Below are 14,950 nucleotides of genomic sequence, written 5' to 3' on the forward strand. Positions count from 1 at the left end.
CCGCGGTCGAGGGCCAGCTAGTAGCGCGGCCTGCGGAAGCGGCTGAGCAGGCCGCCCCGGCGCACCGGCTGTCCGGTCGCGTAGCCGGCGGGGGCGGCGGTCCCGGTGACGACGCGGTTGGCCCCGACCCCGCCCGCCAACGTGCGGCCCCGCCGCCGCGAGTCCACCGACCAGGCGCCGGCGCCGAGGCCCGCCAGCGCCAGGAAACCGAAGCAGTACAGCAGGGCAGGCTCGCCGCCGTTGCCGCCGACCCCCGGGTCGTACGGCCAGAACCCGTTCGGCAGGTGCTGCCACAGGTAGGCCACCGCCATCTCACCGGAGGCGATGAACGCCGCGATACGGGTGAACAGGCCGATGGTGATGAGGATGCCGAGGACGAATTCGATCAGACCTGCCCACCAGTAGGGCCAGGTGCCGACGGGGACCGACTGGCCGAGCGGCCAACCGAACAGCTTCATCGAACCGTGCAGTGCGTAGGCCAATCCGAAGACGATCCGGAAGAGGCTCAGGAGCGGTGAGGAGTAGTTCGCCAATCGAGCGTCGAAATTGGTCGCCATGGGCCGACTTTACGCTCAGGCGGCATCGATTTTCAGAGCTCCAGCAGCACTGTTACCGGACCGTCGTTGACCAGTTCCACAGCCATGTGCGCTCCGAAGACGCCGGTCTGCACGTCGGCGCCGAGTTCGCGCAGCGCGTCGCAGAATTCGGTGACCAGCGGTTCGGCGACCGGACCAGGGGCCGCGGCGTTCCACGACGGGCGCCTGCCCTTGACAGTGTTGGCGTAGAGCGTGAACTGGCTGACGACCAGGATCGGTGCGGTCTCGTCGGCGGCGGAACGTTCACCGTCGAGAATCCTTAGCTGCCAGAGCTTTTCGGCCATCTTGCGGGCGACGGCGACATCGTCGGTGTGGGTGACGCCGACGAGGGCGAGCGGACCCTGCGACTGCGGCCGGATCTCGCCGACCACCTGACCGTCGACCGTCACACTCGCCCGCGACACGCGCTGCACCAGAACTCGCATGGGCTCCATCCAAGCGAAAGGGCCGGGCGGCGCGAACGCCACCCGGCCCTTGGACGCTTGATTAAACGTCGTAGTACAGCGAGAACTCGTACGGATGAGGACGGATCTGGATCGGCATGATCTCGTTCTCCCGCTTGTAGGAGATCCAGGTCTCGATCAGATCCTCGGTGAACACCCCACCCTCGGTGAGGTACTCGTGATCCTCTTCGAGCTTGTCGATCACCGCGGCCAGCGAGGTCGGCGCCTGCGGGATGCTGGCGGCCTCGTCCGGCGGCAGCTCGTAGAGGTCCTTGTCGACCGGGGCCATCGGCTCGATCTTCTTCTTGATGCCGTCGATACCGGCCATCAGCATCGCCGCGAACGCCAGGTACGGGTTGCCCGAGCTGTCCGGGCAGCGGAACTCGAGGCGCTTGGCCTTCGGGTTGTTGCCGGTGATCGGGATACGCACACACGCCGAGCGGTTGCGCTGGCTGTAGACCAGGTTGATCGGGGCCTCGTAACCCGGCACCAGACGCTTGTAGGAGTTCACCGTCGGGTTGGTGAACGCCAGCAGCGACGGGGCGTGGTGCAGGATGCCGCCGATGTAGTGGCGGGCCAGGTCGGACAGGCCCGCGTAGCCGGACTCGTCGTGGAACAGCGGCTGGCCGTCCTTCCACAGCGACTGGTGGGCGTGCATACCGGAGCCGTTGTCACCGAACAGCGGCTTGGGCATGAAGGTGACGGTCTTGCCGTTCTTCCACGCCGTGTTCTTGATGATGTACTTGAACAGCAGCACATCGTCGGCCGCGTGCAGCAGCGTGTTGAACTTGTAGTTGATCTCGGCCTGGCCGGCGGTGCCCACCTCGTGGTGGCCGCGCTCGAGGACGAACCCGGCGTTCTGCAGGTTGGTCGCCATTTCGTCGCGCAGGTCGACGTAGTGGTCGTACGGGGCGACGGGGAAGTAGCCACCTTTGGGGCGGACCTTGTAACCCAGGTTGGGGCTGCCGTCGGCCTCGAACGGTTCGCTGGTGTTCCACCAACCCGACACCGAGTCCACCTCGTAGGAGGTGCCGTTGATGCGCGAGTCGAAGGTCACCGAGTCGAAGATGTAGAACTCCGCCTCGGCGCCGAAGAAGCAGGTGTCGGCGATACCAGTGCTGGCCAGGTAGTTTTCCGCCTTGCGGGCCACGTTGCGCGGATCGCGGGAGTAGGCCTCGCGGGTGAACGGATCGTGCACGAAGAAGTTCATGTTGAGCGTCTTCGCGTGCCGGAACGGATCGATGCGCGCGGTCGCGGGGTCGGGCAGCAGCATCATGTCCGACTCGTGGATCGACTGGAAGCCGCGGACAGACGAGCCGTCGAACGCCAGTCCGTCTTCGAAGACGCTCTCGTCGAACGCCGAAGCCGGGATCGAGAAGTGCTGGACGACGCCGGGCAGATCGCAGAACCGAATGTCGACGTACTCGACGGATTCGTCCTTGATCTGCTTGATGATGTCGTCGGCCGTCTTATCTGCCACTGAGTTCTCTCCTTTACTGGTAACCCGGGCGTTGACGCTAGGGACACGATGTTGCACGGTCGTCAACCGCATGTTGCGCCGAAGTTACGGCGGAGCATCACACCCGGGCTCGAGGCGGGCGCGACCTGCCCGCCTATCCTCATCAGTATGGCCCGCGCGCTCGGGTCCTGGCTGTCCGGTCCGGAATCCAACCGCGGACCCGGCGGCCCGGGCCAACCACCGAATGACTATCCGGGTCACCGGCTCGGTCTGCCCGACACCGGCCCCGGCTCGATCGCACGGTTCGGCCGCCGCGTCGCCGCCCTGCTGGTCGACTGGTTCATCGCCTACGGTCTGGCCGCACTCGCGATGACCGTCGGGTGGCTGTCGGTGGGCACGATGTCCACGGCGATCCTGCTGATCTGGTTCCTGCTGGGGGCGGTGTCGGTGCGGTTGTTCAGCTTCACCCCCGGCCAGTTCGCGCTCGGGCTGACCGTGGTGTCGATGGACGCCCGCGCCCACGTCGGCCTCGGCCGCGCGTTGCTCCGCGGGCTGTTGATCACGCTCGTCATCCCGGCGCTGTTCACCGACGCCGACCTGCGCGGCCTGCACGATCTGGCGACCAAGACCGCCGTCGTGCGCCGAACGTGAGCTTCGGCTCGAGAAATCGCGCGGAACTCGCGCACGAGCTCACGCTCGGCCGGCTGCGGCGAGTGCGGCCTCGGTGCGGCCGACAATGATCGCCGGCCGGTACCGCAGCATCTCGGCGTTGACGTGGACGATGCGCCAACCCAGCGCCGCGAGCCGGGCCCGTCGCTCGAGGTCGCGGTCGCGGACCGTCGGGTCGGTCCAGTGCTGCGGCCCGTCGTACTCGACGCCGACCTTCCACCGCAGGTAACCCATGTCGATGCGGCCGACGAAGTCGTAATGGTCGTACACCTCGATCTGGGTGTGGGTCGGGCGCATCCCGGCGGTGGTGAGGATCAGGCGGGTGCGCGTCTCTTGCGGGGACTCCGCTCCGCCGTCCGACAGCGCCAGCGCGCGGCGCAGCTGCACGACGCCGCGGGCGCCCCGATGACGGTCGACCAGGGTCTGGACGTCGTCGACCGGTAGCCGCGTCGCCTGTCGGAGTGCGTCGAGGCGGATGACCGCCAGGGTGAGTCCTTTTCGGCGGCCGAGGTCGAAGGCGGTGCGGGCCGGCGTCGTCGTCGGAATGCCTCGCACGCGGCAGATCTCGCCGTCGGTGAGGGTGTCGCTGTGCAGCAAGATGCCCGCGGTCTTGTGCCTGCTCGGCTGGTTGAGCTCGGCGGGCAGGGCCGCGTCGATCCACTTCGTCCCGTGCAGCGCCGCGGCCGACAGCCCGGCCGCGGTCGCGCGTCGGCCCGACCAGAGCCACGCGCCGACGGCTTTGTCGACCGGCGTGATCGCCTGCCCCTTCGGCACGTACACGTTGCGGAACAACGGGTCGTGGCGGGTCGCCAACTGGTACCGGTTGACGGCTCCGGCCGCCAGCGCTTCGGTGCCGAGGAACGGGTAGTGCACGCCGATAAGACGCCGTCACGCCCGGCGCAGGTTCCATCCCCGCCGAACGTGAGCTTCTTCTCGAGAAATCGCGCGAAACTCGCGCACGAGCTAACGCTCGGCGTCAAGCTTCGTGGCGGATCTGCCCGTTCATCATCGTCAGCGTGACCATCGCCTGGTGGATGTCGTGCGGATCGATCTCGAAGATGTCGCGATCCAACACGATCAGATCCGCCAGCTTGCCCACCTCGATCGAGCCGACCTTGTCGTCCAGCCGGATCTGATAGGCCGCGCCGAGGGTGTTCGCATGCACGGCCTCGGCGACCGTCAGCTTCTCGTCGGCCGGTTCGAGGACCGCCGCATTCGCGTCCTGAACCAGCTGACGCGTCACCCCGACCTGGATCGAGTCCAGCGGTTTGTACGTCGAGAAGTACCCGGCGGCCGGCCAGTCGGTGCCCAGCGAGATGCGCCCACCGGACTTCAGCACGGCCTGCGGCCGGTACATCAGCTCCTTGCGCGGCGACCCATAGCGCGCGCCCATGTTCTCGATGGTGTCGGGGTCGGCCGACATCCAGTTGGCCGAGAACTGCGCGACGACGCCGAGCTCGCCGAAGCGGGGGTTGTCGCTGTCCTCGACGAACACCAGGTGGGCGACGGCGTGGCGGCGGTCTCGCGGGGGATTGGCGGCGATCGCGCGTTCGATGGCGTCGAGCGCGACCCGCGCGGTGCGCTCACCGCAGGCGTGCACGTGCACGTCGTAGCCGGCGGCGTCGACGGCGCCGATCAGCTGATGCCACTGCTCCTCGGTGAACGGTGAACCGCCGGTGGAGTCCGGCTTGTCGGCATAGGGCTCGATCAGCCACGCGGTGTAACCGCCCTGGGTGCCGTCGCCGACGATCTTGACCACGTCGACCGACACCAGGTCCCCGGAGATCTCACCGCGGATCGTGTTGAGCGCGTCGACGGCTCCATCGACCGGCGCCGAACGCACCGAATACGACGCCACCACCCGGAACGGCAGCTGACCGCGCTGTTCGACGTCGGTGTAGAGCCGCAGCAGCGCGGCCTGATCGTCGCCGATCGGCGGCACGCCGGCGTCGAACACCGAGGTGATGCCCGCCGCCGACGCCTTCGGCAGCCAGGCCTCCATCAGCTCGCCCATGGTGTCGGGGGAGATCGGCTCGACGGCGTTGACCAGGCCGAGTACGGCGTTCACCTCGAGGATGTAGCCGGTGGGGTCGCCGTTCGCGTCGCGCGCGTAGTAGCTGAAGCCGGGGATCGGATCGGGGGTGTCGCGGGTGACGCCTGCGATCTCGAGCGCCTTGCTGTTCGCCCACAGGCTGTGCCCGTCGATGGCGAAGAAGAATGCGGGACGGTCGGGGACGACGCGGTCGAGGTCCCCACGGGTGGGGCCGTCGGGGCCGAACATGTCCACGCGCCAACCGAATCCGCGGATCGGGCCGTTCGGATTGGCCTGGGCGTACTGCTCGATGGCGCGCAGCGCATCCTCGCCGGTGGGCACCTGGAGGTCGACGCCGGAGGTGAGGAACGCGCCGAGGAACGGGTGCGTGTGGCCCTCGACGAACCCGGGCATCAGCAGCTTGCCGCCGAGGTCGACGACGCGGGTGGCCGGGCCCGCGAGTGCCATCGCACCGGGTTCGTCGCCGACGTAGGTGATCGTGTTGCCCTTGACGGCCACCGCCTGCGCCCACGGCTGCGGACCCGCGACCGTGTAGACCCTGCCGTTGCGGAACACGAAGTCCGCCGGATCGTCGCCGGCGGCCGACGAGGTCGCCGGACCGGGGGACTGGGAGGTGGTGGAACAGGCCGTCATCGCGGTGGCGGCGGCCACGGTCGCGGCGGCGCGTAACACCGTCCGGCGGCTGGGGCGGTCACCGAACCGCACGAAGTGGGGCGCCCATTCACACGCTGTGCACATCCGCGGAATTATCGCGGGCGTCAGCTCGAAATCAGGTTTTCGACGCGCCGGTCAGCGCCTGCGGACTGTGCGCTGCACCCCGCGCATCTTCGCCTGCGCGGGCATGGGGCCCTTCGGCATCGCCGCGGGCCCGATCTTGGTGCCGAGGGCGACCAGCCGCGACTCCAGCGCGTCGATCTGCTTGACGGTGATGTTGGCGGGCAGCTTGTTGAGGTGGCGTTCGAGCTTGGCCAGCGGGACCTCACCGTCGGCGTTGCCGACGATGACGTCGTAGATCGGGGTGTCGCCGACGAGGCGGGCGGTGCGCTTCTTCTCCTGGGCGAGCAGCGGCTTGACCCGGCCGGGGTTGCCCTCGCCGACGAAGATCACGCCGGGCCTGCCGATCACCCGGTGCACCGCGTCGAAGTGGCCCGTCGCCGCCACACCCGGGGTGACCCGCCATTTCCCGCGTAGGTTGTCCAGCGCCCACGCCGCGGCCCCGGTCTGACCCTCGGCCTTGCGGTACACCGACTTCTGCGCCCGGCGGCCGAAGATGATGAACGCGACCAGCGCGCCGAGGATGATGCCGAGCGGGATCAGCGTGTACATCGTGAACCCGCCCGCGAGGACGCCGATGGTGACCGACACCGCGACGATCAGGACGAACGCGCCGATCATGTACGGCAGCAGCCGCTTGTCCTCTTTGCGCTGGATCTGGAACGCCTGCCAGAGCTGACTGCGCCGTTGCTTCGACGCGGCTTTGCGGGCGGCCTTCGCCTCGGCTTTGGCAGCCTTGGTAGCGGCGGTGTTGCGGGTCTTGGCCATACCCTCAGGATACGGGTGGCGTCGCGGCCTCTTTCAGCCGCGCAGCCTGCGCGTACAACCGGCCAGCCCGATACGACGACCGCACCAGCGGACCCGAGAGCACCCCGGCGAAGCCGAGGCCCTCGGCGTACTCCGCGAACTCGACGAACTCCTCCGGCTTCACCCAGCGTTCGACGGGGTGGTGGCGCGGCGACGGGCGCAGGTACTGGGTGATCGTGACGATGTCGCACCCCGCCTCGTGCAGGTCGACCAGCGCGGTGCGCACCTCGTCGGGGGTCTCGCCCATGCCGAGGATCAGGTTGGATTTGGTGACCAGGCCGTCGGCGCGCGCGGCGGTCAGCACCCCGAGGCTGCGCTCGTAGCGGAACGCGGGCCGGATCCGCTTGAAGATGCGCGGCACCGTCTCGACGTTGTGCGCCAACACTTCCGGACGCGAGTCGAACACCTGCTGGAGTTGCCCGGGGTCGCCGTTGAAGTCGGGGATCAGCAGTTCGACACCGGTGTTGGGGTTGAGCCGTTTGATCTCGCGGACCGTCTCGGCGTACAGCCAGGCACCGCCGTCGGGCAGGTCGTCGCGGGCGACGCCGGTGACCGTCGAGTACCGCAGACCCATCGCCTGCACGCTCTCGGCGACGCGGCGCGGTTCGTCACGGTCGAGTTCGGCGGGTTTGCCGGTGTCGATCTGGCAGAAGTCGCAGCGCCGGGTGCACTGTTCGCCGCCGATCAGGAAGGTGGCCTCGCGGTCCTCCCAACATTCGAAGATGTTGGGGCAGCCGGCCTCTTCACAGACCGTGTGTAGACCCTCGCGCTTGACCAGCGACTTGAGCTCTTTGTACTCCGGACCCATCTTGGCCCTGGTCTTGATCCACGGGGGTTTGCGCTCGATCGGCGTCTGGGCGTTGCGCACCTCGAGACGCAGCAGCTTGCGACCTTCAGGAGGAGTGACTGTCACTGTGTAGATGCTACGCCGGAGGCGTAGGTGTAGATGCTACGCCCGACAGTGCGAGCCGCCCGTCCAGCGCATCGCAGACCCGTTGTGCGACGGCGTCGGTGACCTCCGCGACGGTGACCCGGCGGCCCAGTTCGGCGGTGAGTGACGTCACGCCCGCGTCGGCGATGCCGCACGGCACGATCGCCGAGAACGCCGACAGGTCGCAGTCGCAGTTGAGGGAGAACCCGTGCAGCGTCGTCCCGCGGGACACCCGGATGCCGATGGCGCCGATCTTGCGGGCCGGCCGCGGCCCGTCGGCGGGCAACCACACCCCGGACCGGCCCTCGACCCGTCCCGCGGGCAGGCCGAGTTCGGTGCACACCGCGATCAGCGCCTCCTCGACGCGGCGCACGAAGTTCACCACGTCCAGCGGTTCGGCCAGCCCGATGATCGGGTAGCCGACGAGTTGTCCGGGCCCGTGCCAGGTGATCTTGCCGCCCCGGTCGGTGTCGACGACGGGCGTGCCGTCGACGGGTCGCTCGTGGGGTTCGGTGCGCTTACCCGCGGTGTAGACCGACGGGTGCTGCAGCAGCAGGAGCGTGTCCGGGCCGCCGGCCACGCGCGCGTCGAGGAGGCGGCGCTGCTGCTCCCAGGCGTCCACGTAGTCGACGGTGCCCAGCCGCCGCACCTCAACCGCGACCGCCGACGACCTGATCGAACTCGCCATGTGCTCGACGCTACTCGTCAGGCGTCGCGCGGGCCGGTGACGTAGGCCAGGGCCTCACCGACGGTGTTGTGGTGGAACGCGAAGCCGGCGTTCTCCAGCGCGGCGGGGATGGCGCGCTGACCGCCGAGCAACCCCTCGTCCGCGAACTCGCCGAGCAGCCCGCGCAGGGCGAAGCCGGGCACCATCAGCGGGGTCGGCCGGTTGACCGCACGGCCCAGCGCGGTGGTGAACTCCGCGTTGGTCACCGGGGCCGGGCCGGTGAGGTTCAGCGGTCCGGACACCTCATCGTGGTTGATCGCGAACAGCATCGCGCGGACCTGGTCCTCGAGGCTGATCCACGGCATGTACTGCCTGCCGTTGCCCAGCCGCGCTCCGAGACCCAGGCTGAACAGCGGCCGCAGCCGCGCCAGCATGCCGCCCGAAGGGGAGAGCACCAGACCCGTGCGCAGCAGCACCACGCGGGCGCCGTCGGCCGAGGCCGCCGCCGTCGCCGCCTCCCAGTCCACGCACAACTGCGCGAGGAAACCGTCGCCCGCGGGGCCGGATTCGTCGGTGACCCGCCCGCGGGTGTCGCCGTAGTAGCCGACCGCGCTGGCGTTGACCAGCACCGGCACGCCCGCCTCGGCGACGGCGTTGGCCAGTACCTCGGTGGGCGTGATGCGACTGTCGCGCAGGCTCTGTTTGAACGAGCCCGACCAGCGCCGCTGCCCGACGTTGACCCCGCACAGGTTGACGACGGCGTCGACCCCGCGCAGTGCACCGGGGTCGAAGTCGCCGCTGTCGGGGTTCCAGAACAACTCGTCGGCGTTCGACGGGGCCCGGCGCACGATCCGCACGACCCGACGGTCGGCGGATCGCAGCGCCGAGACCAACGCCGAACCGAGCAGCCCCGAAGAGCCCGCTATCGCGATCGCGGCGGCGTCAGTCACCGGGCGTCACAGCCCCAGGTCTGCCTCGAACGCACCCTCTTCGAGTCGCCGTTTGATCGTGGTCAGGAAGCGACCGGCGTCGGCGCCGTCGATGAGGCGGTGGTCGTAGGTCAGGGGCAGGTAGCACACGGACCGCACACCGATGAGCTCGTTGCCGTACTCGTCGACGATCACCCGCGGCCGCTTCACGATCGCGCCGGTGCCGAGCATCGCCGCCTGCGGCGGGACCAGGATCGGCGTGTCGAACAGCGCGCCCTGGCTGCCGATGTTGGTGATCGTGAACGTGCCGCCCGACAGCTCATCCGGTTTGAGGTCACCGGAGCGGGCGCGCGCCGCGATGTCGGCGATCGCGCGGGCCAGGCCCGCCAGCGACAGGTCGCCGGCGTTCTTGATCACCGGCGACAGCAGACCCTGCTCGGTGTCGACCGCGAAGCCGAGGTGCTCGGCGTCGTAGTAGGTGATCTCCTTGCTGTCCTCGTTGTAGCTGGCGTTGATGTTCGGATGCTGTTTGAGCGCGTCGATGACGGCCCGCGCGATGAACGGCAGGTAGGTCAGGTTGACGCCCTCGCGTTCGGCGAAGTCGTTCTTCGCCTTGGCCCGCAGCGCCACGATCTTGGTCATGTCGACCTCGTGGGTCTGCGTCAACTGCGCTGTGGCCTGCAGGGATTCGCGCGTCTTCTTCGCCGTCAGCTGACGGATCCGGTTGGCCTTCTGCGTGGTGCCGCGCAGGTGCGCCAACGGGGCGTCGGCAGCATTGGCGTTCGGCCCGGCGGTCGAGGCGGCCGGCGTCTTGCCGGGGGCTTCGGCGGCCTCCTCGGTGTCCGACGCGGGGGCCTTCTTCGCCTCCGCCGCGGCGAGCACGTCCTGCTTACGGATGCGCCCACCCACGCCGGTGCCCTTCACCGATGCCAGGTCGACGTCGTGCTCGGCGGCCAGCTTGCGCACCAGCGGAGTGACGTACGGACCGCTGCCGTCGCCGGACTCGGCCTCCTCCTGCTTGGGCTCGGGCTTCGACTCCTTCTTGGGCTCCGGCTTCGACTCCTGTTTCGGCTCGGGCGCGCTCTCCTCCGACGGCTTCGACTCGGGCTTGGTCTGCTTGGGTTCCGGTTCTGGCTCGGGTTCCGGTTCGGGCTCGGGCTCGGGTTCCGGCTCGCTGTCGGCCTCGTCGGCGTCACCGATGCGCGCCAGTTCGCCGCCGACCTCGACGGTGTCGTCCTCCTCGGCGATGATCTCGAGCAGCGTGCCCGCCACCGGCGACGGGATCTCGGTGTCCACCTTGTCGGTCGACACCTCCAGCAGCGGCTCGTCGACCTCGACGGAGTCGCCGACCTTCTTCAGCCACCGGGTGACCGTGCCCTCGGTGACCGACTCGCCGAGTTCGGGCATCTTCACCGGAGTCGCCGAACCTGACGACTTCGGCTTCGACTCCTTCTTCGGTTCGGGCTCCGGCTCCGGCTCGGGCTCGGGCTCGCTCTCGGATTCCTCCTCGGCGGCCGGCTCATCCTGGTCCTCTTCCTCCGACTCGTCATCGGAAGACTCGTCTGAGGATTCACCCGAGTCCTCACCCGCGTCGCCGATGACGGCGAGCTCGCCGCCGACCTCGACCGTGTCGTCCTCCTGGGCCACGATCTTCTGCAGCACACCGGAAGCTGGGGACGGGATCTCGGTGTCGACCTTGTCGGTCGAGACCTCGAGTAGGGGTTCGTCCTGTTCGACCGTGTCACCCTCTTGCTTGAGCCACCGGGTGACGGTGCCTTCGGTGACACTCTCGCCGAGAGCGGGCATCTGAACAGAGACGGCCATGTGTGTTGGCTCCTTCGAACGATCAGTCGCAGGGGTGGGCGAACTCGCGCCCCATCCTTCCACGTTCATACCCAGCTTTCGCCGAGAGACTCGGCAACAGCTCGCTCTGGCACTATCAAGAGGGATCCGACGAGAGCCGAGGACGACGTGGGACTGTTCGACAGGTTGCGCGGGCGCCGCACCGCGCGCGGCGACGGCCGCAATCCCGCGGCCGACCTCCAGTACCTGCGCCAATGGGTGGCCGAACACCGCGGCGTCGAGGCCTACATCGAACCGAAGACCACGGTCACCGACGTCACCGTCGTCCTCGTCGCCGCCGACGGGGAATGGACCAGGCGTCGCGCCGGGGGAGACTCGGGTGCCAGGAAGCTGTCCGACCGACTCAAGATCCCCGTCTACGACGTCCAGAAAGTCGGCTACCCGCAGCGCATGCGCGACTATGACGCCCGCAGGCGTATCGAACGCAAACGCGCCGCCCGCCGCGAACTCGAAGGGTGAACCGCCACATGTCCCGACCCGCACCCCGTTTCGTCGACAGCACCGACGGCGCGCGCATCGCGGTCTACGAACAGGGCAACACCGACGGACCCACGGTCGTCCTCGTGCACGGCTGGCCCGATTCACACGTCGTCTGGGACGGCGTCGCCGCCGAACTCGCCGACCACTTCCACGTCGTGCGCTACGACAACCGCGGCGTCAGCCCCACCTCGGCGCCCAAACGCGCGTCGGCCTACACCACCGCGCACTACGCCGACGACTTCGCCGCCGTCACCGCCGCGGTCGCGCCCGGACAACGCGTCCACGTGGTCGCCCACGACTGGGGTTCGACGGGGATGTGGGAGTACCTGACCCGCGCAGAGGCCGCCGAACGCGTCGCGTCGTTCACCTCGCTGTCGGGTCCGAGCGTCGACCACGTCTACCGCTACGTCATCGACGGGCTCAAACGGCCCTACCGGATCCGCCGCCTCGGGCGTGCGCTCAGCCAGTTCGCCCGGTTGACCTACATGATCCTGCTGTCGGTGCCGCTGCTGGCGCCGGTGCTCGTGCGCGCATTCATCGCCGAGGGACTGCGCCAGTACCAGCGGGTCGGCGAGAAGGTGCCGGCCGACCGGCTGCTGCACTCGGACACCTACCACGCCGACGCCGCGCGCAGCGTGAAGGTGTACCGCGCCAACTACTTCCGCTCGATCCTCTCGCCGCGCCCGGTGCGGCCCGTCGAGGTGCCCGTGCAGTTGATCGTCAACACCGGCGATGCGTTCATCCGGCCCTATGTGTACGACGAGATCGGCCAGTGGGTGCCGCGGCTGTGGCGCCGCGAACTGCGCGCAGGCCACTGGTCGCCGATGTCGCACGCGCCGGTGATCGCCCGCGCGGTCACCGAACTCGCCGAGCACGTCGACGGCGGGCCCGCCAGTCGCGAACTGCGCCGGGCCCGGGTCGGCGAGTCGGGCGAATACTTCTCGGACACACTGGTTTCGGTGACCGGTGCCGGTAGCGGGATCGGCCGTGAGACCGCGCTGGCGTTCGCCCGCGAAGGCGCAGAACTGGTCGTCAGCGACATCGACGAGGCCAGGGCGAAAGAGACCGCGGCCGCGATCGAGGCCGCCGGCGGCACCGCGCACGCCTACCGCCTCGACGTCTCCGACGCCGACGCGGTCGAACGGTTCGCCGACGAGGTGTGCGCCGCCCACGGCGTGCCCGACATCGTCGTCAACAACGCCGGTGTCGGACAGGCGGGCCGCTTCCTCGACACCCCGCGCGACCAGTGGGACCGGGTGCTCGACGTCAATCTCGGCGGTGTGGTCAACGGTTGCCGGGCGTTCGCCCGCCGGCTCGTCGAGCGGGGGACCGGCGGCCACATCGTCAACGTCGCGTCGATGGCGTCGTACGCGCCGCTGCAGTCGCTCAACGCCTACTGCACGTCCAAGGCCGCGGTGTACATGTTCTCCGACTGCCTGCGCGCCGAACTCGATGAGGCGGGGATCGGGTTGACCACGATCTGCCCCAGCACGGTCAACACCAACATCGTCCGGGACACGCGCATCCACGCCCCGGCCGACCGCACCGGCGACGTCGCCGGGCGGCGCGGGCAACTGCAGAAGGTGTTCGCGCTGCGCCGCTACGGGCCGGACAAGGCGGCCAAGGCGATCGTCGCGGCGGTCAAGGCGAACAAGGCGATCCGGCCGGTGATGCCGGAGGCGTACTTCGTCTACGGCGTCTCCCGGGTGCTGCCGCAGGCGTTGCGCAGCACCGCCCGCGGCCGGGTGCTCTAACCCGCCCTGGAGATGTCCTCCAGGACCGCGAACATCGTCCGCGTCGGCACCCCGGTGCCGCCCTTACCTGTGTAACCCCAAGGACCGCCGGAGTTGTACGCCGGACCCGCGACGTCGATGTGCGCCCACTCCACACCGTCGGCGACGAACTCGCGCAGGTAGGTGCCCGCGACGAGCATGCCCGCGAAGCGCGAACCGCTGACGTTGGCCAGGTCGGCGACCGTTGACTTCAGGTCGTCCTTGAGCTCCTCGGGCAGCGGCATCGCCCATGCGTTCTCGCCGACCTGCTGCGACAGGCTCGCCACCCGGTCGCGGAACGCGTCGCTGCCCATCACACCCGGCGTCCGCGAGCCGAGCGCCACGGTCTGGGCGCCGGTCAGCGTCGACGTCTCGATCAGGTAGTCCGGCTCGTCCTCGCACGCGCGCACGATCGCGTCGGCCAGGATCAGCCGGCCCTCGGCGTCGGTGTTGAGCACCTCGACGGTGGTGCCGCCGTACTGGGTGAGGACATCGCCGGGTCGCTGCGCGGTCGCCGACGGCATGTTCTCGGCCATCGGCACGGTCGCGATCACGTCGATCGGCAGGTTCTGCTTGGCCGCCAGCACGACGGTGGCGATCACCGCGGCCGCCCCGCCCATGTCGGAGGTCATGTGGTGCATGTTGGCCGCGGGCTTGATCGAGATGCCGCCGGTGTCGAACGTGATGCCCTTGCCGACCAGCGCGACCTTCTTGCCCTTCCGTTTCGCGCCCTTGTGGCTCAGCCGCACCATCCGCGGCGGCCGCGATGACCCCTTGCCGACCCCGACGATGCCGCCGTACCCGTTCTTGGCCAGCGCCTTGTCGTCGAGGATCTCGACGGTCAGCCCGGCGGACTCACCGAGCGCCCTGGCGCGCTTGGCGAACTCGTCGGGGTAGAGGTGGCTGGGCGGGGTGTTCACGAAATCCCGGGCGGTCGCGACGGCGGTCGCGATGTCGGTGGCGCGCTGCGCGGCGTCGCGGGCGTTGCCCTTGGACTCCTTCGACAGCGCCGTGATCGCGCGCAGACCGCCGTCCTTCGGTGCGGTCTTGTCGCTGCGGAACTCGGTGAAGCGGTAGGCGCCGAGGATCAGACCCTCGATCGCCGCGCCGAGGTCGAGCACCGACAGCGTCGTCAACACCGCGGCGACCTTGTCGAGCGAGCGGGCCGCGACGCCGGACACCCGTCGCACGGTGTCGGCGGGCCACTCGTCGCGGTCCTTGCCGAGACCGACGGTCAGCACGCTGGCGACCGGGAGCGACGACACGACGAGGCGGTGGGTCTGGCCCTCCCCGCCGGTGGCGCCGAGCGCGGTGAGGGCGGCCTCGATCTCGCGGACGGCGTCGTCGGCGAGGAACGGATCGCGGGTGAGGACCGCGGCCGCGTCGCCGCGGGAGACGACCGGGACGATCAGCACGGCCTCGCCCACACCGCGACGCGGGATGGAGGAACTGACGGTGACGACGGGGGCCTGGTAGCCGGGATCGGTGCTCACGAGAAACCACCCTA

The 14,950-nt window shown here is 69.3% G+C and carries 14 protein-coding genes; 3 read left to right on the forward strand and 11 right to left on the reverse strand.

All coding sequences use genetic code 11. The features are described 5' to 3' along the window. Positions 1-17: 17 nt before the first annotated feature. The 3 genes from AU194_RS00070 to glnA form a co-directional block, all read right to left on the reverse strand. Entirely contained in the window at positions 18-557 is a 540-nt protein-coding gene (locus AU194_RS00070) for a DoxX family protein (protein WP_059087216.1), read from the reverse strand. 32 nt (positions 558-589) lie between these two features. Beyond that, on the reverse strand, positions 590-1,021 hold the full coding sequence (dtd, locus tag AU194_RS00075) for a D-aminoacyl-tRNA deacylase (RefSeq protein ID WP_059087490.1): 432 nt from the start codon (positions 1,019-1,021) through the stop codon (positions 590-592). 61 nt (positions 1,022-1,082) lie between these two features. After that, the gene (gene glnA / locus AU194_RS00080) at positions 1,083-2,519 is read right to left on the reverse strand and encodes a type I glutamate--ammonia ligase (protein ID WP_059087217.1); all 1,437 of its coding nucleotides are present in this window, start codon (positions 2,517-2,519) and stop codon (positions 1,083-1,085) included. Positions 2,520-2,666: 147 nt separating this feature from the next. Here glnA and AU194_RS00085 point away from each other — a divergent pair, with 147 nt between their 5' ends. Beyond that, positions 2,667-3,149 (forward strand): RDD family protein, encoded by a 483-nt coding sequence (locus AU194_RS00085; protein WP_059087218.1) that lies wholly within the window; start codon positions 2,667-2,669, stop codon positions 3,147-3,149. A gap of 39 nt (positions 3,150-3,188) precedes the next feature. On the opposite strand, the gene AU194_RS00090 is transcribed toward AU194_RS00085, so the two are convergent. The 7 genes from AU194_RS00090 to sucB form a co-directional block, all read right to left on the reverse strand. Then, positions 3,189-4,046, reverse strand: a complete 858-nt coding sequence (locus AU194_RS00090) for an endonuclease domain-containing protein (protein WP_231743112.1) — start codon at positions 4,044-4,046, stop codon at positions 3,189-3,191. Positions 4,047-4,143: 97 nt separating this feature from the next. Further along, entirely contained in the window at positions 4,144-5,958 is a 1,815-nt protein-coding gene (locus AU194_RS00095) for an amidohydrolase (protein ID WP_197417469.1), read from the reverse strand. A gap of 51 nt (positions 5,959-6,009) precedes the next feature. Continuing rightward, entirely contained in the window at positions 6,010-6,762 is a 753-nt protein-coding gene (locus AU194_RS00100) for a DUF4191 domain-containing protein (protein ID WP_059087220.1), read from the reverse strand. 4 nt (positions 6,763-6,766) lie between these two features. Then, positions 6,767-7,714: a lipoyl synthase gene (lipA, locus tag AU194_RS00105; protein WP_059087221.1), complete on the reverse strand. Its 948-nt coding sequence runs from the start codon at positions 7,712-7,714 to the stop codon at positions 6,767-6,769. 10 nt (positions 7,715-7,724) lie between these two features. Further along, a complete protein-coding gene (gene lipB / locus AU194_RS00110; protein WP_059087222.1) occupies positions 7,725-8,420 on the reverse strand; it encodes a lipoyl(octanoyl) transferase LipB in 696 nt (231 codons plus the stop codon). A 17-nt stretch (positions 8,421-8,437) separates the two neighbouring features. Beyond that, positions 8,438-9,349 (reverse strand): TIGR01777 family oxidoreductase, encoded by a 912-nt coding sequence (locus tag AU194_RS00115; RefSeq protein WP_059087223.1) that lies wholly within the window; start codon positions 9,347-9,349, stop codon positions 8,438-8,440. Between the two features lie 6 nt (positions 9,350-9,355). Further along, positions 9,356-11,152, reverse strand: coding sequence for a 2-oxoglutarate dehydrogenase, E2 component, dihydrolipoamide succinyltransferase (sucB, locus tag AU194_RS00120; protein WP_059087224.1), 1,797 nt, complete (start codon positions 11,150-11,152; stop codon positions 9,356-9,358). Positions 11,153-11,299: 147 nt separating this feature from the next. Between sucB and AU194_RS00125 the strand changes: the two genes are divergently transcribed. Both AU194_RS00125 and AU194_RS00130 read left to right on the forward strand, forming a co-directional pair. Then, a complete protein-coding gene (locus tag AU194_RS00125) occupies positions 11,300-11,650 on the forward strand; it encodes a hypothetical protein (protein WP_059087225.1) in 351 nt (116 codons plus the stop codon). 8 nt (positions 11,651-11,658) lie between these two features. Next, positions 11,659-13,425, forward strand: coding sequence for an SDR family oxidoreductase (locus tag AU194_RS00130; protein ID WP_059087492.1), 1,767 nt, complete (start codon positions 11,659-11,661; stop codon positions 13,423-13,425). Here AU194_RS00130 and AU194_RS00135 read toward each other — a convergent pair. Beyond that, complete coding sequence (locus AU194_RS00135; RefSeq protein WP_059087226.1) at positions 13,422-14,936, reverse strand: leucyl aminopeptidase; 1,515 nt, start codon at positions 14,934-14,936, stop codon at positions 13,422-13,424. The genes AU194_RS00130 and AU194_RS00135 overlap by 4 nt on opposite strands. Between the last annotated feature and the right edge of the window lie 14 nt (positions 14,937-14,950).

It is taken from the genome of Mycobacterium sp. GA-2829 (genome assembly GCF_001499965.1).
Taxonomy (GTDB): domain Bacteria; phylum Actinomycetota; class Actinomycetes; order Mycobacteriales; family Mycobacteriaceae; genus Mycobacterium.